This is a genomic window from Pseudoalteromonas sp. SR43-7 (genome assembly GCF_014163785.1).
In the GTDB taxonomy this organism is placed as follows: Bacteria; Pseudomonadota; Gammaproteobacteria; order Enterobacterales; family Alteromonadaceae; genus Pseudoalteromonas; species Pseudoalteromonas distincta.
In genome coordinates this window covers 48,489-66,856 of record NZ_JACJDY010000005.1, presented here as the reverse complement: position 1 = coordinate 66,856, position 18,368 = coordinate 48,489, and the positions used below count along the sequence as shown (strand labels likewise).

Below are 18,368 nucleotides of genomic sequence, written 5' to 3'. Positions count from 1 at the left end.
TTATAGTTTTTTACTTTGATTAAAACGCTTATATACGGTGGTGTTTATAAAAGTTTAAAGATCATTACAGCATTTTTCAAAGGTATGAAGGACTAGGTAGTTACTGATTACTTAAATGTAATATGCCTCGCCTTGATTTAATTGACGCAGAGCTCGCCGTTATCGCTTACGTAGAGCTCTGAATAAATGCTATATCTATTCCTCTATAAATGCTTCGCCTTGTGTCATCCACTTTGCAGCTGGTTTGCCTTTTAAGTAATGATCAAAGTACTGCATCATACGTACTGAAAAATCGACCTGATTAGGAAACTTTTTCAAGTGGTGTGGTTCACCTTCGTATTGTAAAAAGGTTGCATCTTTACCAGCGCGGCGAAGTGCTAAGTAGTACTGCACGCCTTCGTGCCAAGGCACTGCATCGTCTTTATCGCCAAACATAATTAAAATAGGGGTATTTACTTTATCTGCAAAAAACACCGGTGAGTTTTCTATGTACAGTTCTGGTGCTTCAAATAAGTTTTTACCTATACGGCTTTGCCCTGTTTCGTATTGAAACTGACGAGCAAGACCTGATTTTAAACGTATGCCACTATAAGCACTGGTCATGTTTGATACTGGCGCGCCAGATACAACCGCTTTAAACATATCTGTTTGGGTTATCATAAACGCACTTTGATAGCCCGCCCAAGAGTGACCTTGTAAACCTATTTTATCTGGGTCGGCTATGCCTAAATCTATTAATTTTTGGGTGGCGTTTATCATGGTTTGCGTTGACGATTTACCCGGGTGACCTATTTCAAAACGAATATCAGGTAAAAATACCGCATAACCGTTTGAGGTAAACATAGGGAAATTAGGGCGATGGTTTAATTCCATTTTTGGAAAATCAAACATACGCTGGCTCATGTAACGGTAAAAATACACAACCACAGGCACTTTATCGCCTTTTTTATATCCCGCAGGTTTTATTAGTACGCCTTGTAAGTCTTCGCCATCAAAACCTTTATAGCTTATCAGCTCTGGCTTTTCGCCCCAGGCAAAATTACTAATTTGTGGGTTTAGCGTGGTCACTTGTTTTGGTGAACTAAAGCTAAAATCTGTTTGGTAGTAATCAGGAAATTGGCTATAAGTTTGCGAGGTAAATAAGTACTTGTCAGCCTTTTTGGCTTTTTTAACCATATCAAAGCGTTTATCACCGCTAAGCACCTTAGTTAGTGTGTTAGTGGTTAAGTCGAGCTTTGCAACTTCGCTTTGTTTAGTTTGTAAGTTAATAGCAGAGACAAGTAATGTATCGCCTTTTTTAAAGCCCACTTGGGTTTTATCAAGCTTAATAACACGGTACTGCGTATTGCTTTGCTTACCATTAGTTAGGCGTTTAGCTTGCTGCGTTTTTACATCAAACGCCCAAATATCGTATTTACTATAAGCAAGGACTTGGCTGCTATCGGTCATCCAACCTGCAAAACCATAACCAGGTTGAGTAGATGGGTAGTCGTGTTTATCATCAGCAAAGGTTGCCTGAATCGCTTTTGTAAGCGGTGTTACTTTATTATTTTTTAAATCTTTTAACTGTATTTGGCTATCGCTAAAATAAGCTGCAAACTCACCATTAGGGGCAAGGCTCGGTCTAAACGGGTAGTTACTTATAATTGGAGTTTGTTTACCGGTATTTATATTTACTGCAAAGTAATCAGCAAAAAAACCGCCGTACATTATTTTTTCTAGGTAGGGGATGTTAGATGAGCCAAGTAAAGACACATCTCGCTGAGGGTTTAGTGCAACCTCAGGCATGTTTGGTGTACTAAGTTGCGCAACTTTTTGCGAGTTAACGTGATACACCGCACTGTAATGGCGATTTTTATTAACTTCATTCCATTGCTGCTCTTCACGTGGTTTTATTTGCGCATCGTTGTTGTGCCATACATTAAGACCTTTGTGTTCACGTATGGTATCAAAGTCGTATAGTGAGGCTTCGTCGGTATATTCTTTAGTTTTTACTTTAGCTGCTAATTTTGGATGGTTTTCAAAATATAAGCGCTCGCCATTTTCTGACCATTCAAGGGTGGCTGTTTTCCCTAACGTCCATGCTTTATTAGGTGAATCAATAGTTGAGAGCTTCTCGTTTTTATATAGCTGTAAAGTGTAGCTTCGGCGGCGCGTGTCATCATTTACATAGTTGCCCAATGTAAACGCTGCAATATTGTCAGTGGGGTGCCACGCTATTTTATTTGCGATTACGCCCGGTTCATCAATTAATACGCTGCTATTAAAGTCACTGAGCTCAATTAACGCTATTTGGTTTTTATTACCATCGCTGTAACTTTGACTCACTAATAGCTGGCTGTTAGCTGAGTTAATAGCGTAGCTAAATACGTTTTCTATTGTATGAGTGCGTTTATCAGATAAATTTACGATAACAAGCGCATAGCTCTTATCTTTTTTATCGGGCGTGATAGCGTTGCCTTCTTCGTTTTTAGTGCTATCGGTTTTATCTTCTACTTTTGCGTCATCGTCTTTTTTATTTAAACGATAAGCAAGCCACATACCGTCATCAGATAACGTGTAATCTTTTACATCAGCAAAGCTTTGTTGGGCACCTGATTGTGTGTTTACAAGTACCAGATTGTTTTTAAGTGTGTCTTTTTTTTTGGTTGTTTCTTTTTCAAGTAAGGTAGGTACTTGTGTAAAAGCGACCCAGTTAGCGGCTTTATTAATATGAGGCTTAGTGCCGCGTTCTACTTCTGCGATGAGTGTATTGCTTTGTAGTGAGTAAACTTGACCAGTTGCATTTCCACGATACGGCGTTGCACTAAAAGTGAGTACTTGACCATTGTCAGATAGTTGTGTGCTTTTAGCTGATTTAAAACTAAATACGTCTTTAAATTGTAGCGATTCTTTGGCGTGTATGCCGGTGCTAGTTAAGCTGGCAAAGAGTGCCGTGCTTAATAAGGTGAGTTTTTTTTTCATTATTGATTCTCGTATTATGACATTGTTTCATTGTAACGAGTTTGGTTCATAATTCGAGCGGATCAGATAAATGGCAGCTACATACGACAAAACGACCAGCAGGTCGTTTTTTAGTATTTAATTTATTAATTTAGCAAACATTACAGCCAAATTTTTTGTAGCTCAAGCCATTGTTTTTCAAATTGAACACTTGGTTTTGCTTTAAAGTCGCTACGTACAAACTGATTCATTTTGCCTTCAACGTAGGCAAGTAAAAAGTTTGCAAGTGTAAGCTCATCACTTTGAAAGTTTTTACCTTCACGTAATTTGCGCTCACGAAGCACTTGTTTAAACTGAGTTTCTAGTTTTTCAAACAAGGTTTGTACACGTTCGCGTAAACGTTCCTGCTCACCTTGCAGAGCATCGCCCGTTAAAATACGAGTAATACCTGGGTTTTTTTCAGCAAAGGTTAGAAGTAATAATAGAATGTTATAAATGCGCGTTTGGCTTTCTTTTTCGTTTTCAATAATAATATTTATACGAGATAAAAGGGTATCTTCAATAAACTCAATTAAGCCCTCAAACATACGCGCCTTGCTCGGAAAATGACGGTATAGCGCAGCTTCAGACACACCCACCTCAGCAGCTAGTTTTGCTGTGGTGATACGTTGGCCTAAATTAGTTTCTAACATTTGTGCGAGTGCTTGCAGTATTTGCTCTTTGCGATTACTTCTTTTTGTCGCAGGCATGAACATTCCTTTTTATTAGTTATTCTTAGTGGCGCAGTTAAGAACCCTAGTCATTTTTTGTTCAAATGATTGGCGTATGTTAATGTTTTATTCAGTTTGTTTCCAGCCTTTTTATAGATGTTTAGCCAGCTGTTCGATCACCTTGCGAGCTATTTCTATTTTACTTGTTGTTGGTAATTCTAGTTGTTCATTGTGCCAGTACAGTGTTAAAGCATTATGATCGGAATTAAACCCTAAGCCACTTTTTGATACGTCATTAGCGCAAATCATATCTAGATTTTTATTTTGTAGTTTACCTTTAGCATAGCTTTCTACATTTTGAGTTTCGGCGGCAAATCCAACCGTATAAGGGCGGTTTTGTGTAAGGTTTGCAATAGCTGCAATTACGTCAGGGTTTTTAGTTAAAGTAAGGGTGAGTTCGTCGCCTTGCTTTTTCATTTTTTGAGTCGCAATGTTTGCAGCTCGATAATCCGCAACTGCAGCGCAACCTATAAAAGCATCAGATTGTGGTGCATAGGTAAGTGACTCAGTTAATAGCTCCTCAGCGCTTTCTATATTAATAAGGTTTGCGCCAGTAGGGGCTTTTATAGTGACAGGACCCGAAATTAAATTAACCTTAGCACCGAATTGCAAAGCGGCTTCTGCTAGTGCATAACCCATTTTTCCAGAACTGTGATTTGATATAAAACGTACCGGATCGAGAGGCTCACGCGTTGGGCCTGCCGTTATTGTAATTGTTTTTCCTGCAAGTAATTGCGGTTGCTCTTTTGCTATACATAGTGCAACTAGCTCATGTGGCTCTAACATGCGCCCAGCGCCTATATCGCCGCAGGCTTGCTCACCTTTACCTGGGCCCCAAAGAAGTACGTTACGTGCTTTTAATGTGGCTAAATTTGCTTGTGTAGCTGCGTGTGCATACATTTGCTGGTTCATGGCTGGTGCTACAGCTACTTTTGCAGGCGTTGCTAGTAGTAACGTCGTTAGTAGGTCGTCAGCAATGCCGGCTGCCATTTTTGCAATAATATTGCAGGTAGCTGGGGCAACTAAAATTAAGTCAGCCCATTTTGCAAATTCAATATGCCCCATTGAAGCTTCAGCAGAAGGGTCTAGCAATGAGTCAGAGACTGTTTCTCCACTAACGGCTTGCATGGTCAGTGGTGTAATAAAGTGTTTAGCTGATTCAGTCATAACTACTTTTACTTCACAACCAGCGTCTTTTAATCGCCTAACAAGTTCTGCGCATTTATAAGCTGCAATACCGCCGGTAATACCTAGTACAATTTTTTTGTTTGTTAAGTTAGTCATGAATGTTCATCAGTTTTTATTAAATATTGGGCTTAAAATAACAAATCTTTACCCGTACAGCGAAGTTTTTTAATTCGAAATAACAGGCTAAATTTTAAATTTGCATTACATTTATAAGACACTTTCGCCTCTCAAGGATGAACAATGCAACTTACTTCACTTCCAAACTCACTTCGACCTCGTGAAAAACTCATCTCCAAAGGAGCTAAAGCACTTACTGATGCTGAGCTCCTTGCCATATTTTTACGAACAGGGTTACCAGGAATGAATGTAATTGAGTTGGCTCAGCATCTACTAAATGAAAATAAAACCCTACATAATTTGTTTAATGCCAGTATTGAGGAGTTTTGCTCTCAAAAGGGGTTAGGGACCGCTAAGTATGTGCAGCTACAAGCTGTATTAGAGCTAAGCCAACGTTATATGCAGGAGCGTTGCCAACGAGATGCAGTGTTTAATTCGCCAAACTCAGTTTATGACTATCTAACAATTCAAATGCGAGGCTTGCAACAAGAAGTATTTATGGTGTTATACCTAGATAGCCAAAATAGATTAGTAAAAGATGAAATACTTTTTTACGGCACAATTAATTCTGCCAGTGTGTATCCGCGTGAAGTGGTAAAGGCTGCTCTTAAAAATAATGCAGCCGCTGTTATTTTTGCACATAATCACCCAAGTGGTATTGCAGAACCGAGCCAAGCAGACAAACTTATTACGAATAAATTGCAGCAAGCACTGCAATTGGTTGACATAAGTGTGCTTGATCACATCATTGTTGGTGGGGAAACGTGTGTTTCGTTTGCAGAGAGAGGCCTTATTTAGCTTTGTTAGATACAGAAGTGTGTTAAAAATGAGCTGTTTAACGTATTTCGGCAAATTAGTTTAATTTAAATGCAGTTTTTACTTTCCCTAAGGGCATTCGATCTTTATAATTAGCCGCTATCAAATTTACATATATGAGCTGATTGGATAGATCAGTGTTTGATCTTTGCCTGTAAAAGCTGTATAAAGAGCGCCCTTCGATTTATCTCTAGGGCGGAAATACACGGCCTTAGATTAAATTAAGCTCGAGCGAAGTTATTGGAGATATATAGACATGTCTAAAGTATGTCAAGTTACAGGTAAGCGTCCTGCGGTTGGTAATCACCGTTCACACGCGAGAAACGCGACTAGACGTCGTTTCCTACCTAACCTACAAACACACCGTTTCTGGGTTGAAAGTGAAAAACGTTTTGTAACATTACGCACTACTACTAAAGGTATGCGTATTATCGATAAAAAAGGCATCGACACGGTTCTTACAGAAATCCGTGCTCGCGGCGAAAAAGTTTAAGGATCTGAATCATGCGCGATAAAATCCGTTTAGTTTCAACTGCCGGTACTGGTTTTTTCTACACTACTGACAAAAACAAACGTAACATGCCTGAGAAGATGGAAATCAAAAAGTTTGATCCAAAGATTCGTAAACATGTTCTTTTTAAAGAAGCTAAAATTAAGTAATTTTATCTCTTTTAGAATTTAAAAACCCAGCTTAGGCTGGGTTTTTTGTTTTTAAACTATGATTAGCGAATTGACATAAAAAAACCTCGTTGGCATAACCAACAAGGCTTTTAAATCAAAAAACGTTATACCAATAGCATTAAATTAGTGATTTATTTAATGCGATAAAATAATCATGTTTTTAATAAAATTGATATCATTAGATTTTTGTGAATGCATCTTGTAGTGGTGGTACTACTTGCTTTTTACGGCTCAGTACACCATCTAACCATACTTTATCATTCTCTGGTTTTACACCGTAAGCCTGCTCAACTAAGTTTGCATCGTCAGATACAATTAGCATTTCTGAGCCTTCTTTCATTATATCGGTAAGCAGTAAAAATACAGAGTGGCGGTTGCCCTCAACTTTTAGCTTAGCAATATCGGCTGCAAGGTCTGCTTTAATATCGTCAAAAACAGCAAGGTCGATTACTTCTAGCTGGCCAATGCCTACTAGGTTACCGTTCATGTTGAAATCTTTAAAGTCACGCATTACTAAATCACGTGCTGGTGTGTCTTCTACCGCAGATTTAACGCGGAACATATCCATACCAAGCTCTTTAAAGTCTTCGATGCCTGCAATTTCAGCTAGCGCTTCAACACATTTAATATCGGCTGTGGTACATGTTGGCGATTTAAATATAACTGTGTCGCTTAAAATTGCACACATCATGATACCAGCGATGTCTTTAGGGATTTCTACGTTGTAGAAGTCATACATCATTTTAATAATGGTGTTTGAACAACCAACAGGACGAATCCAACATTCAAGCGGAGTCGATGATGTTAAGTCACCTAATTTATGGTGATCTACCACACCAACAACGCGAGCTTGGTCGATATCATCAGGTGCTTGTGTTTTTTCTGTGTGATCTACAATATACACATCTTCACCAGCGTAGCTTAGCTTAAGCTCTGGTGCTTCAAAACCAAATCTATCAAGAATAAATTGAGTTTCAGGTGAAACTTCACCAAGACGAGTTGGAATTGCTGGCTCATCAATTTGGTTTTTTAAATAAGCCAGTGCAATTGCACCACAAATAGAATCTGAATCTGGGATTTTATGGCCCACTACATACATAGACATTGACGGAACTCCTTTAAATTTGCCGATATTCTAACAAAGTCTGCGGCCTTTAACATATAGACAGCGCAATTAAGTTTTAGTTACACTTTAAAATCTTGAATTTACTAGGTGTATTTGTATGCGACTGGGCCGTAAAGGTTGGAACAACGTTATAATATTTTCGATGTTGATTATGATCTTCTTTTTAAATGGCTGGCATAAGCAATTTTTAGGAGGTGAGGATAAACCAGCGTTACAAGCTGTACTCCCTCAGCAAAGTTTTGTACTGACACTGCAATTTGTTGATCAAAAAATTGAGCGCATAGGAACAAGTTGGCGTACAACACCACTACAAAAAGATATACCGCTCGTTTGGAAAGCGTCTGAGCAGCAGCTTAGTGATTTAGTTAACCAATGGCAAAGCGCGGCGTTAATGGGGGTTAATGAGTCTGTTGTTTTTAATCCTAATGCGCCTTTATACGTTGCTACATTTGAGTTAGCTGGCGAAAGTATGCCGTGGGTTTATTTGCTCTACAAAGGCGATGGACAATATTATTTACTCGAAAAGAGAAGCCAGCGAATACTCGCACTCGATTTAAAAACTGCTCAGCAGTTATTCCCTAGTTTTGATTTTTCACAAAGTGAGTCTAATTAATGCCTGAATTACCAGAGGTAGAAGTGAGCCGAATGGGCATCACTCCCCACGTACAAAACCAAGTTGTTACAAAGGTAAATATTTACAATGCCAGTATGCGCTGGCCTGTGCCAGATGACGTGTATCAACTTGAAGGGCTAATTGTTACAAGTATTGAACGACGAGCTAAATATTTACTTTTACATTGTGAGCTTGGGAGCACTATTTTACATTTGGGTATGTCAGGTAATTTGCGTGTAGTAGATAAAAGTGAGCCGCTTAAAAAGCATGACCATGTAGAGTTTATTTTTGGCAACGGTAAAGCGCTGCGCTTAAACGATCCTCGTCGTTTTGGTTGTTGCTTATGGCAAGAGCCCGGTGAAGTGCATAAGCTACTCTCTAAGCTAGGTCCTGAGCCGCTTACAGATGATTTTTTTGCTAAACGCGTGTACGAACAATCGCGCAATAAAAAAGTACCGGTAAAGCAGTTTATTATGGATAACGCAGTGGTTGTTGGTGTTGGTAATATTTACGCGAATGAATCATTATTTAAAGCGGGTATACATCCAAAGCGAGAAGCCGGAAAAGTATCGCTCAAACGCTATCAAGCACTTATCCCTATTATAAAAGACACACTTGCAGCGGCTATTACACAAGGTGGTACAACGCTTAAAGACTTTGCACAAAGTGATGGTAAGCCTGGGTATTTTGCTCAAGAGTTATTAGTATATGGGCGCAAAGGCAAGCCATGTATGACGTGCGAAAACAAATTAGAAGAGATTAGATTGGGGCAGCGCAGTACTATTTTTTGCTCAAATTGCCAAAAGTAGTTATTTTAATTTTACCGACTCTAAATTTAATGATATTTAAGGGCCAGCTTTAAAAGCGGGACCTTCATTTTAAAGCTCAAACGGCGCTACACCGACCGCTTTCATTTTATATCCTACCTGCGCGATTTCGCCTGACCATGTTTCTGTGCTTATTATTCCGGTTACAACGATTGCGTCGTACAGACTATCTATAGGCACACCACCTTTAATCGTTACATGGACTATTTGATTTGGCGGTGGTGGTGGTACGTGTATACAGGCGCCAAAATAAGGCACGAGTAAAAACTCAGTAATGACTTCGCTATCGCCCTCAAGTGGCACAACAAAACCTGGCAAACTTACCGATTGACCATCAAGCGCTTTTACCACTGGAGCATCTAAATCGGGTTGCACCCAGTTTTGATCGCTGCCTTCGTGATTAGCTTGTGCTTGAGTGTCTATTTGCATATGACCTTTGGGAATTAAGTCTTCCCAAAAAATTTCTTTTGGTGGATTGGCACAGCTCGCTACGCTTATAAATAATAAGCTAATAGCAGCAATGTATTGAAAAGCTGTTTTAAAAAATGTCATAAAATACCTAAAATTATTTATGCTTTTATACTCATGCCATCGCTGAGTGAATAAAAATAAGCGCGAGTAGCGGGTATTAAGCCAATAACAAAACCTGCGGCCATAATAACCCCGATTAAGCCCAGTTCATAGTAAGAGAGCATTGTGATATTTACACTTATACCGGCATGGCTTTGTAAGTAACCGCCGGCTGAAAAAATAACTAAATAGTAAAGCGCACTACCCACTAGGCAACCAAGTAAAGTTGTCAGTAATGATTCAATACTTATAAGTGTAAATAAATGCCAAGGGCGAGCGCCTACTGAGCGCAATATAGCAAGTTCGCGACGTCGCTGGCTCAGATTTGCAAGCAATGTCGTTAACATACCAAGTAAGCTAACTAACACGACAACAGTTGAGAATAGTAATAGTATTTTTTCTACTATGGCGAGCATTTCCCATAACTCTTTAAGTGTTACGGTTGGCATAATGCCAAGCAGGGCTTCTGGCTTATATTGATTTATATTGCGCCTAATTTGTAATGTGTACAAAGGCGAATTAAATCCCATTAAAAATGCTGTAATTTGCTTTGGGTGACCGACTAGGTTGTTATGTTCGTCATGCTCATGCTCATGCTCATGCTCATGGCTCGCTTTACCGCCGTGAATTAAATCGATTGCAGCCAAAGGAATGTGCAGCGTTTTATCAACTGGCGTGCCTGTTGGGTTTAAAATGCCGACGACTTTAAATGGGTTATCGTCATGATGATGAAAACTGGTGTTTCCCATGCCGTGCGATATAACAATAGAGTCGTTAAGTTTATAACCTAATTTATTAGCGACTTCACTACCTAGCACTACTTCGTTAATTGCGGCAAAAGGGTGGCCTTTGTTAAAGGTTAGGTTTTGTTTTTTTGCAAAGCGATAATGGCTAAAGTAATCAAGTGTTGTGCCTAGTACCGCTTGGCCTTTATGGCTGTCGCCTAGGCTTATAGGTATGCTCCATTTTACGCCTCGCTGACTTGTTATGTATTGATAACTTTTCCAACTTACGCCGTTATTAGTATGGCCAATTCTAAATACTGACGAAAGCAGCAACTGTATATCGCCGGTACGCGCACCAACAATTAAATCAGTGCCCGAAATAGTATTACTAAAACTACTTTTAGCATCAATTCGTACGCGTTCAATACTCAAAAGTAGCATTACACTAATTGCGATAGTAAATAATGTAAGCAGTACACTTGCACGGCGATTTAATAAGCTTTTGTAAGCAAGTTTAGCGATGATCATACCTGCCCCTGCAAATTTATAAGGTCAATGGAGCGGTTAAATAAAGGCTTTAGTGTTTCATCGTGGCTCACAAATACCAACGTACTATTAGATAACTTTGCTTGTTCAAACAGTAGCTTTATAAAGCTTTCACGGTTATTTGTATCGAGTGCTGATGTGGGCTCATCAGCAATTATTAGTTCAGGGCTGCCTATAAATGCGCGAGCGGCAGCAACGCGCTGTTGCTGTCCAATACTCAATGTCGCTACATCTTTATGGTGATACTGGGCAGTAAGGCCTAAAGCATTTAATAACCGTATCGCTTCTTTTTGTAAGGCAGAGTTTTTATTTGATGATTGCTTTAATATTTTTTGTTTTCGGCTTTTTGAAAACTCACACCCAAGCGTTATATTTTCAATAGGAGTTAAATAAGGAAGCAGGTTAAAGTTTTGAAAAATGTAACCAATGTGATCCGCTCTAAAAACATCACGGGTGGTATTGCTTAATTTAGTTAGGTTTTGGTTTAAAATTGATACCTCACCGCTAGTGGCTGTATTAATGCCAGCAAGAATCGCTAATAAGGTCGATTTACCTGAGCCACTAGGACCGTGTAAAAAAATATGCTCACCTTTTTCTATAACTAACTCTTTTATGTTGAGCGTGGGTGAGCTATCGCTGTTATGCCACTTAAAAGTTACGTTTTTCAGGTTTATCATTATCCGATTACCAACCCCAGTAGTTTAGATCTTTACGCATTTTTAGCTGTCTTATTATATTTAATGGCTTGGGTTTTAGTTTTTCGTTACTTTGTAAAAATTCATTAGCTGCATTTAATACGCGTTGGCTAGATTGGCCATCAGTATACGGATGAAGTTCCTGGCAATAGCTTTCAATATTTTGCATTAAATCACTAGGTTTAGTAAGCGCGTGTTCAATAGCTGCTTCTACTTCATCTGCGTCGGTAATATCAAGTAAATGAGGAAGTGGTTTTTGATTACAAAACGTGACTACCGGTTTACGTAGTAGTAAAAACATTAAAAGAACTGACGATGTATCGCACAGCATAACATCAGCAGCTTTCAGTAACGGCAAAACGTTATCGGTTTCAATAAATGTTAGATTTTCGTTACTCAGCGCTTTATATTTATTAACCCATTCGGCAGGCATTTTAGGATGAAACTGCATCAAAATACGCCACTTACCTTGTTCACTAAAATGTTTTATTTGCTCATATAATTTAGGAGCAAGTGATAGCTTTCGTGAGAAAGTAGAGCATATAAGTAAAGTAGGGCGAGGGTCGTCGCTTACATAAGGATTATTTGAAGTATTACTAAAAAGTGGATCGAGTGTTGGCCAGCCAGTTTCAGTTACTTTAAAGAAACCATGCTGCTTAGCTAGCTCTTTAAATCGGGTTGTTGTATTTGGGCCTTGCGTACAATATAAATCGTAACAACCACGAATAGTAAAATGACCACGATTACCTTCAGAGCTGCGCTTTTCAGAATTAAAACCATGAAATACAGCTACTTTTTTACCTGGAATAAAGCTAGGTACTATATTACCCGGTATAAATGTAATGTTTGGAGCCCAGCTTTTTACATCTTTTATGGTATGTAAACGTGGCTCGTCTGTGGTTAAAAAATCAGGGTTTACTTCGCTACCCGCTAAAAACCAGCGTACTTCACCACCATGTGCCAATATTTGCGCCTGCAAAGGTCTCAAGATAGCGTATGAATAATTCTGAGAAATATACATTAAGTATTTTTTATTTTTAGTGGCAGTTAAGTAGTTCAAGCTATCTCCTCAGGCTGGTTAGCACATTAAGTTTACCCCATTGCGACTTGCTTATAAATATATGCCTTTATTTGTTTTAAGCATCCGATTGAGCTTTGAGGTTGGCTAGATTATTATACAGCCCATATAACCCCATACCATACTTTGCTCAAAGAGCATCCCTAACCCCGGAGATAGCATGACTAGCTATAAAGTTTTAGACGTAAACGATGATTTACCCATTCGTACCAAAGGTGAAGTACATAGCGGTAAAGTTCGTTCAGTTTATTGGTTGACTGATGAAGACAGCGCTCGATTAATTAAAGATAAAGGCTACCAAGTACCGACAGGTACTGAGCTTGCGATTATGGTTATTTCAGACCGAATTTCTGCATTTGATTGCATTTGGCAAGGCGAAAACGGTTTAAATGGCGTACCAGGTAAAGGTATAGCTTTAAACTCAGTGGCAGCCCATTGGTTTAAGTTATTTGATAAAGCGGGTCTTGCGGGCAATCATATTGTAGATATTCCGCATCCGTATGTGTGGATTGTACGTAAAGCCAGTACCGTAAAAGTAGAGGCAATTGCTCGCCAATATATTACGGGTAGCATGTGGCGGGATTACGCTAAAGGCATACGTAACTTTTGTGGTATTGAATTACCAGAGGGTTTAAAAGCGAACCAAAAGCTTGATAACGTTTTAATTACGCCATCAACAAAAGGTATTATTGAAGGCGTTGCTGATATTCCGCCAGTTGATGATGTAAATATTACTCGCGCTAACATTACTAATAACTTAGATGTATTTAACTTTAAATCGGCAGATGATGTAACCAAATACGAAAAACTGTTAGTTGAAGGTTTTAAATTAATTAGTGATGAACTAGCGAAGCTTGACCAAATTTTTGTAGATACTAAATTTGAGTTTGGTTATGTAGAGGATTTAAATGGCGCGCAACAGCTTATATATATTGATGAAGTAGGCACGCCTGATTCGTCACGTATTTGGGATGAAGCAGCTTACAAAGGCGGTAAAATTGTTGAAAATTCTAAAGAAGGCTTTCGTCAATTACTGATTAATAACGTGCCAGAGAGCGACGTATTATTAAATAAAGATCGCATGAGTGAGCGTGAGCAGTTAGCTAAAGATTATATTTTACCAGAATCAGTAATGCTTGAAGTGTCAAATACCTATGTTGGCATAGCGAGTAAAATTGTTGGCAGAGATATAGTGATCCCTGAAGAACCTCGCCAAGAAGTTATTACTATTTTAGATAACGATTACGGATTAATTGTTAAATAACAGCACTTAAGTGCTAATAAAGCCAGTAACTAAATCTTTATTTTTAGTTACTGGGCTATAATTCTTGCAATTAGTGCTCGTCTCTAATTAACTTAACCTAACATTAATGTTTAGGTATTGTTATGTTTGAACGGGCATTGCAAAAGTTTGCTAAAAGTCATTACTTTTTAGCTATAGGTTTGTTTTTTAGTCAGTTTGCTTTAAGTGCAAATATTGAATTAGTAATAGAAGATCAACACGGCCAAAAGTTATCAGGTGCAGTGGTTGAGCTTAATATTGCTGGTAAACAAGCCACACCATCAAATTTGCCCATTGCTATAATGGATCAAGTCCATAAGCAGTTTTTACCCGAATTATTAGTTGTACAACAGGGTCAAAAAGTTAACTTTCCTAACAGCGATAATATTCGCCATCATGTTTATTCTTTTTCACAAGCTAAGCCTTTTCAACTAAGATTATATTCAGGCCAACCAAAAGAGCCCATTACGTTTGAGCAACAAGGAGTTGTTGTTTTGGGGTGTAATATACATGACTCTATGGTTGGCTATATTTATGTAGCTAACAACGAATTCGTATATAAAACAGATAAAAAAGGCTATGTAAATTTGCCTATTAATACACTGCCTGCACAAGTGAGTGTGTGGCATCCATTACAAACAGCACCATTGGAGAATAAAAAAATGATAACAATTAATTCTCAAAAACAGTTACAGATAACAGTAAACACATCAACTCCAGCACCTAGAAATACCTTTGGTAGTAAGTTTAAGGCTGGTAATGACTAATAGTTTACGAAATCGCATAACCATTTTATGTGTTGGCTTAGTGTTATTAACCACTATGGTCAGCTTGTTTAGTTTTTGGTGGTCTACGAGTAAATTTCAAGAAGAAAAAGTAAATCAAGATATTACCGTAGCGCAAAATGTTTATAAGCAATATTTAAAGTCAAAAGAAAGCCTACTGTTAACCGCTGCAAAAGTACTCACCTCCGATTTTGGTTTTAAGCAAGCTGTAGCAACGCGAGATGCAGGTACAATCAGCAGCGTGTTGTTTAATCACAGTCAGCGTATTGATGCCGAATTAATGTTGTTACTTGATTTATCGGGTAAGCTAATTTCCGCTAATACTGACGAAGACGTTTTTGCACACAACTTAAAGCCCTTGATGGAAGAGCTTTTAAGTGCGCCAGAAGAGTCTAGCTTTGTGGTGCTTAATAACGAACTGTATCAAATTATTTTATTACCTGTAAAAGCGCCACGTACAGTAGCCTATAGCTTGGTGGGCTTTAAAATTGATGACAATGTAGCCCATGAACTAAAAAGCTTAACAGGCATGGATGTAAGCTTTATAGGCAGCGCTGACGATATTGTTATTAGCTCATTAGCTAACCGCCCTGAGCAATTTGAACCTGTTAGCTATTTTAGTACCGTAACCACATCGCGGTTTTTTGGTGAGTATTTAGTGTATCGTAACCGAGATATAGATTTACCATCGTTGTTGACCCATCCCATAATTATTTTACTGAGTGCCGATTTAACACAAAGTTATAGTGACTTCGAAAAACTTCTTTTTACACTTATTATTTTAGCTATTTTAACTATGTTCGTGGGTGTTATTACAAGCAGCATATTTGCAAATAATTTAACTACGCCACTTACCCAACTAGCTGTAATAGCAAGGCAATTTGCACAAGGTAATTATACCTTTGAATTTAAAGGCCAAAGGCAAAGTACCGAAATAGACACGCTAGTCGCAGCGTTTGATAGCATGGGTAATGATATTAATCAGCGCGAGCAACAAATTAGCTTTCAAGCCCATCACGACTCCCTAACAGGCTTTTATAACCGCTCAGCCATGCTTGAGGTACTTGATGATGAGTTAGATTCATCATCCGAGTACACGCTCGTTGCAATAGATATAAAAGGACTTCGCCATATAAACGATAAGCTCGGTCCGCGTATTGGTGATGACTGCCTAAAGGCCGTTGCTTGCAGAATAAGTGAGTTTTCGGATGAGTTAGGGGGCTTTAATGCCCGTATTGGCGGCGATGAGTTTTTAACTGTGTTTCCGACTGCGGCAGCACGTGAACACAAAAGCGGTATTGTTGGCTTAATGGCACAATTACAAGCGTGCTACACCATTCAAAAACTAAAAATTAATTTGCGCTTTAGTGCAGGCATTGTGCAGTATCCTACACAAGGTATTGCAAGTGATGACTTAATGCGCCGTGTACTAATTGCAGTTGAAAGTGCTGCAAACACACAAGAGAGCATACATTACTATCAAAATGGCGAAGACGAAGCGCACTTAGATCGCTTAATAATGCTTGATGAATTAAAGCAGGCTATTAGTGATGACGATGGTCAATTGTTTATGACTTATCAGCCAAAATTACATTTGAAATCGCAAAAAATAGATAAAGTTGAGTCGCTTATTCGCTGGCAGCGAAAAGATGGTAGCTGGGTCAATCCTGAACTGTTTATTGACTTAGCTGAGCAGTCGGGGCTTATTGTTGAACTTACTGGGTGGGTTGTTAATACGGTTGTAGCACAAGTAGCTGATTGGCAGTCTAAAAATATAAACTTACAGGCTGCAATAAATGTATCTGCGCAAGACATAGCATTTCAGGGCTTTCATGCAGCATTAGTTCGTACGCTTAAAAAGTACAAAGTAGATTCTAAGCTGATCACTATTGAGCTTACTGAGCGCGATATGATCGAAAACGAAGAAAAAGGTATTAAAGCGCTCGAAAACCTAAAGGCAATTGGCGTTAAAATATCATTAGATGATTATGGTGTAGGGCAAACATCACTTGGTAGATTAAAAATGCTGCCTATTGATGAGCTTAAGCTAGATAAGTGCTTTATCCTAAAACTTGATGAATCGCAAAAAGATCAATTTATAGTGCAATCATCAATTACGTTGGGACATCAGCTAGGTTTCTCGGTTGTAGCTGAAGGGGTTGAAACGCTTGGCTCATTAAATTTACTTAGAGGCATGCAGTGCGACCATGCACAAGGCTATTACTTAAGTAGGCCTTTAAAAGCAGAGCTATTAGAAGAATGGCTGGAGGAATACTATGAAAAAAATTAAATACTTATTAGCAAGTTTGTTTTTAATAGTTAGTGTGCCGAGCATTGCAAGTAATGGAAAACTGCTAGCTACGCCGGGAGTTTCTCAAATTGAAGGCAGTGGCGGCGGGGGGATTGTACCTTGGGCACAACTTGCTGGGTACGCAAGTGATGATGAATTTTCGGTAAATGGCTTTTGTAGTCGCGCAGATGTAACCGACTACACACTTGACGTATGTGGTGCACAACTTAATTTATTTAATCGTGTTGAGCTTAGTTATGCCCAACAGCGCTTTGATGTACCAGCACTTGATGCTGAAATAGAGCAATCAATTACAGGTGCTAAAATACGTTTGTACGGCGATATTGTTTACAGTGATTGGCCACAGCTTAGCTTAGGGATTCAGCATAAATCACTAGATGATGGCAGTATAGCAACACTTGTAGGCGCAGAAGATACTAGCGGTACTGACTACTACCTCGCTGCTAGTAAATTACATTTAGGGGCTATTGCTGGCTATAACTGGTTTTGGAACGTAACTACACGATACAGTAAAGCTAATCAACTTGGTTTACTTGGTTACGGTGGAGGAAATGCTAGCGGAAAAGTATTATTTGAAGGCAGCACAGCTATATTTTTTAGTCGCGGAATAGCCGTAGGTGTTGAGTATCGTCAAAAATCAAATAACTTAAACTTAGGCGAACAAGATTGGAAAGACTTATTTGTAGCGTGGATGCCTAACAAGCATGTGAGTGTGACAGCGGCTTACCTTGATTTAGGAAGCATTGCAGGGGCTGACGATCAAACAGGTTGGTATTTATCGGTAACAGGGTATTGGTAATGAAAAGCGTTGGTATTTTTTTGATGTGTTTAGGGTTGCTTAGTGGGTGTGCAAATTCTACTAAGCTCTCACTTTATCAAAAGCTGGATGGTAAAGCCGGGATAGGCAGAATTGTTGATAGCTTTATCTATCAAATAGGCAATGACGAGCAGATAATTCATTACTTTGAACACAGTAATATAGCGCATTTCCGCCAAGGATTTATTAATCATATGTGTATGTTAGTAGAAGGCCCGTGTACATACGATGGTGACTCTATGGTGGCAATTCATACTGGTATGCATATTACAGAGAAAGACTTTAATCATGTGGTTGATTTACTTATAAATGCAATGAATGAGCAGAACATTAGCCATAGTTTGCAAAACGATATTCTCTCTAGAATGGCACCACTTCGTGGTGAAATTATAAAAATGTAGCCATAAAGGCTTTAAAGTAATTATTAAGTAAAGGGAACCTTGCTTTGATTGCATTGTCCACTTAGAATTATTTCATA

18 protein-coding genes are annotated in these 18,368 nt (G+C 38.7%); 10 read left to right on the top strand and 8 right to left on the bottom strand.

The window, feature by feature from the left end:
- Positions 1-195 precede the first annotated feature (195 nt).
- The 3 genes from H5087_RS05500 to coaBC all read right to left on the bottom strand — a co-directional run bounded on the left by H5087_RS05500 (position 196) and on the right by coaBC (position 4,997).
- On the bottom strand, positions 196-2,964 hold the full coding sequence (locus H5087_RS05500) for a prolyl oligopeptidase family serine peptidase (RefSeq protein ID WP_182671413.1): 2,769 nt from the start codon (positions 2,962-2,964) through the stop codon (positions 196-198).
- A 140-nt stretch (positions 2,965-3,104) separates the two neighbouring features.
- Positions 3,105-3,692 (bottom strand): nucleoid occlusion factor SlmA, encoded by a 588-nt coding sequence (gene slmA, locus H5087_RS05495; protein WP_004335558.1) that lies wholly within the window; start codon positions 3,690-3,692, stop codon positions 3,105-3,107.
- A 111-nt stretch (positions 3,693-3,803) separates the two neighbouring features.
- Positions 3,804-4,997 carry a bifunctional phosphopantothenoylcysteine decarboxylase/phosphopantothenate--cysteine ligase CoaBC gene (coaBC, locus tag H5087_RS05490; protein WP_182671412.1) on the bottom strand — a complete coding sequence of 398 codons (1,194 nt, stop codon included), beginning with the start codon at positions 4,995-4,997 and terminating at the stop codon, positions 3,804-3,806.
- 144 nt (positions 4,998-5,141) lie between these two features.
- Between coaBC and radC the strand changes: the two genes are divergently transcribed.
- The 3 genes from radC (at position 5,142) to rpmG (ending at position 6,494) form a co-directional block, all read left to right on the top strand.
- The gene (gene radC, locus H5087_RS05485; RefSeq protein ID WP_024590645.1) at positions 5,142-5,816 is read left to right on the top strand and encodes a DNA repair protein RadC; all 675 of its coding nucleotides are present in this window, start codon (positions 5,142-5,144) and stop codon (positions 5,814-5,816) included.
- Between the two features lie 274 nt (positions 5,817-6,090).
- Positions 6,091-6,327, top strand: a complete 237-nt coding sequence (gene rpmB, locus H5087_RS05480; RefSeq protein ID WP_016708423.1) for a 50S ribosomal protein L28 — start codon at positions 6,091-6,093, stop codon at positions 6,325-6,327.
- Between the two features lie 11 nt (positions 6,328-6,338).
- A complete protein-coding gene (gene rpmG, locus H5087_RS05475; protein ID WP_004335545.1) occupies positions 6,339-6,494 on the top strand; it encodes a 50S ribosomal protein L33 in 156 nt (51 codons plus the stop codon).
- 199 nt (positions 6,495-6,693) lie between these two features.
- Here rpmG and H5087_RS05470 read toward each other — a convergent pair whose 3' ends face one another.
- Positions 6,694-7,620, bottom strand: a complete 927-nt coding sequence (locus tag H5087_RS05470; RefSeq protein WP_004335532.1) for a manganese-dependent inorganic pyrophosphatase — start codon at positions 7,618-7,620, stop codon at positions 6,694-6,696.
- Positions 7,621-7,738: 118 nt separating this feature from the next.
- On the opposite strand from H5087_RS05470, the gene H5087_RS05465 reads away from it, so the two are divergent.
- Positions 7,739-8,254, top strand: coding sequence for a hypothetical protein (locus H5087_RS05465; protein ID WP_004335529.1), 516 nt, complete (start codon positions 7,739-7,741; stop codon positions 8,252-8,254).
- A complete protein-coding gene (mutM, locus tag H5087_RS05460) occupies positions 8,254-9,063 on the top strand; it encodes a bifunctional DNA-formamidopyrimidine glycosylase/DNA-(apurinic or apyrimidinic site) lyase (protein WP_182671411.1) in 810 nt (269 codons plus the stop codon). The genes H5087_RS05465 and mutM overlap by 1 nt, the downstream gene beginning before the upstream one ends.
- Positions 9,064-9,132: 69 nt before the next feature.
- Here the strand turns inward: mutM and H5087_RS05455 are convergent, their stop codons facing one another.
- The 4 genes from H5087_RS05455 to H5087_RS05440 are packed head-to-tail and all read right to left on the bottom strand — an operon-like array spanning position 9,133 to position 12,677.
- A complete protein-coding gene (locus H5087_RS05455) occupies positions 9,133-9,633 on the bottom strand; it encodes a DUF3299 domain-containing protein (RefSeq protein WP_039488291.1) in 501 nt (166 codons plus the stop codon).
- Between the two features lie 17 nt (positions 9,634-9,650).
- Positions 9,651-10,904 carry an ABC transporter permease gene (locus H5087_RS05450; protein ID WP_182671410.1) on the bottom strand — a complete coding sequence of 418 codons (1,254 nt, stop codon included), beginning with the start codon at positions 10,902-10,904 and terminating at the stop codon, positions 9,651-9,653.
- Positions 10,901-11,599: an ABC transporter ATP-binding protein gene (locus H5087_RS05445; RefSeq protein ID WP_182671409.1), complete on the bottom strand. Its 699-nt coding sequence runs from the start codon at positions 11,597-11,599 to the stop codon at positions 10,901-10,903. The genes H5087_RS05450 and H5087_RS05445 overlap by 4 nt, the downstream gene beginning before the upstream one ends.
- A 7-nt stretch (positions 11,600-11,606) precedes the next feature.
- Complete coding sequence (locus H5087_RS05440; protein WP_154903586.1) at positions 11,607-12,677, bottom strand: CDP-glycerol glycerophosphotransferase family protein; 1,071 nt, start codon at positions 12,675-12,677, stop codon at positions 11,607-11,609.
- Between the two features lie 178 nt (positions 12,678-12,855).
- Here H5087_RS05440 and H5087_RS05435 point away from each other — a divergent pair, with 178 nt between their 5' ends.
- The 5 genes from H5087_RS05435 (at position 12,856) to H5087_RS05415 (ending at position 18,291) form a co-directional block, all read left to right on the top strand.
- Entirely contained in the window at positions 12,856-13,959 is a 1,104-nt protein-coding gene (locus H5087_RS05435) for a phosphoribosylaminoimidazolesuccinocarboxamide synthase (RefSeq protein ID WP_182671408.1), read from the top strand.
- 122 nt (positions 13,960-14,081) lie between these two features.
- The gene (locus H5087_RS05430; protein WP_154903584.1) at positions 14,082-14,744 is read left to right on the top strand and encodes a methylamine utilization protein; all 663 of its coding nucleotides are present in this window, start codon (positions 14,082-14,084) and stop codon (positions 14,742-14,744) included.
- Positions 14,737-17,052, top strand: a complete 2,316-nt coding sequence (locus tag H5087_RS05425) for an EAL domain-containing protein (protein ID WP_182671407.1) — start codon at positions 14,737-14,739, stop codon at positions 17,050-17,052. Before H5087_RS05430 ends, H5087_RS05425 begins: the two co-directional genes overlap by 8 nt.
- Positions 17,039-17,872 carry a DUF3034 family protein gene (locus H5087_RS05420; RefSeq protein ID WP_182671406.1) on the top strand — a complete coding sequence of 278 codons (834 nt, stop codon included), beginning with the start codon at positions 17,039-17,041 and terminating at the stop codon, positions 17,870-17,872. Before H5087_RS05425 ends, H5087_RS05420 begins: the two co-directional genes overlap by 14 nt.
- Complete coding sequence (locus tag H5087_RS05415; protein ID WP_182671405.1) at positions 17,872-18,291, top strand: group 1 truncated hemoglobin; 420 nt, start codon at positions 17,872-17,874, stop codon at positions 18,289-18,291. The genes H5087_RS05420 and H5087_RS05415 overlap by 1 nt, the downstream gene beginning before the upstream one ends.
- Positions 18,292-18,368 lie beyond the last annotated feature (77 nt).

Excerpts from the sequence above, each read along its gene's own strand:
- H5087_RS05500 (WP_182671413.1), bottom strand. The coding sequence starts at position 2,964 with ATGAAAAAAAAACTCACCTTATTAAGCACGGCACTCTTTGCCAGCTTA.
- slmA (WP_004335558.1), bottom strand. The coding sequence starts at position 3,692 with ATGCCTGCGACAAAAAGAAGTAATCGCAAAGAGCAAATACTGCAAGCA.
- coaBC (WP_182671412.1), bottom strand. The coding sequence starts at position 4,997 with ATGACTAACTTAACAAACAAAAAAATTGTACTAGGTATTACCGGCGGT.
- radC (WP_024590645.1), top strand. The coding sequence starts at position 5,142 with ATGCAACTTACTTCACTTCCAAACTCACTTCGACCTCGTGAAAAACTC.
- rpmB (WP_016708423.1), top strand. The coding sequence starts at position 6,091 with ATGTCTAAAGTATGTCAAGTTACAGGTAAGCGTCCTGCGGTTGGTAAT.
- rpmG (WP_004335545.1), top strand. The coding sequence starts at position 6,339 with ATGCGCGATAAAATCCGTTTAGTTTCAACTGCCGGTACTGGTTTTTTC.
- H5087_RS05470 (WP_004335532.1), bottom strand. The coding sequence starts at position 7,620 with ATGTCTATGTATGTAGTGGGCCATAAAATCCCAGATTCAGATTCTATT.
- H5087_RS05465 (WP_004335529.1), top strand. The coding sequence starts at position 7,739 with ATGCGACTGGGCCGTAAAGGTTGGAACAACGTTATAATATTTTCGATG.
- mutM (WP_182671411.1), top strand. The coding sequence starts at position 8,254 with ATGCCTGAATTACCAGAGGTAGAAGTGAGCCGAATGGGCATCACTCCC.
- H5087_RS05455 (WP_039488291.1), bottom strand. The coding sequence starts at position 9,633 with ATGACATTTTTTAAAACAGCTTTTCAATACATTGCTGCTATTAGCTTA.
- H5087_RS05450 (WP_182671410.1), bottom strand. The coding sequence starts at position 10,904 with ATGATCATCGCTAAACTTGCTTACAAAAGCTTATTAAATCGCCGTGCA.
- H5087_RS05445 (WP_182671409.1), bottom strand. The coding sequence starts at position 11,599 with ATGATAAACCTGAAAAACGTAACTTTTAAGTGGCATAACAGCGATAGC.
- H5087_RS05435 (WP_182671408.1), top strand. The coding sequence starts at position 12,856 with ATGACTAGCTATAAAGTTTTAGACGTAAACGATGATTTACCCATTCGT.
- H5087_RS05430 (WP_154903584.1), top strand. The coding sequence starts at position 14,082 with ATGTTTGAACGGGCATTGCAAAAGTTTGCTAAAAGTCATTACTTTTTA.
- H5087_RS05425 (WP_182671407.1), top strand. The coding sequence starts at position 14,737 with ATGACTAATAGTTTACGAAATCGCATAACCATTTTATGTGTTGGCTTA.
- H5087_RS05420 (WP_182671406.1), top strand. The coding sequence starts at position 17,039 with ATGAAAAAAATTAAATACTTATTAGCAAGTTTGTTTTTAATAGTTAGT.
- H5087_RS05415 (WP_182671405.1), top strand. The coding sequence starts at position 17,872 with ATGAAAAGCGTTGGTATTTTTTTGATGTGTTTAGGGTTGCTTAGTGGG.